The following is a 304-nucleotide window of genomic DNA, read 5'->3' as shown; positions in this document are numbered from 1 at the left end:
TTTGGGAAGAATACATGCGAACTTTAAATCCCGAAGAGTATCCTGTCGATTTAAGCCAAGAATGTTGGGATCATAAAATGAATTACATTCAAACTGTTCGAGAACAAGTTGAAAAAAACATACAAAAGTAAACAGAGAAGTTTCTCCTTCTCTGTTTTTTCAATACTATATGGATATTTGTAAAAAATATATTAAAATAATACGACGAATGTTTTTTATTTGTAAATTTTAATATCATATTATTCAAAAGTAAAATAATATTTGATATTATTTTATTAAATCAATTTCAACAAAATAACCAATA

1 protein-coding gene is annotated in these 304 nt (G+C 24.0%); it reads left to right on the top strand.

Annotated features, from left to right (window positions below; all coding sequences use genetic code 11):
• The coding region (locus MR167_RS33820) for a hypothetical protein (RefSeq protein ID WP_242316281.1) at positions 1-131 on the top strand (131 nt) is incomplete at its 5' end.
• Positions 132-304 lie beyond the last annotated feature (173 nt).

It is taken from the genome of Bacillus cereus group sp. BfR-BA-01355, assembly GCF_022663675.1.
In the GTDB taxonomy this organism is placed as follows: Bacteria; Bacillota; Bacilli; order Bacillales; family Bacillaceae_G; genus Bacillus_A; species Bacillus_A thuringiensis_S.
Note: the sequence above shows the minus strand (reverse complement) of the source record. Positions and strands in the feature narration are given on the sequence as shown.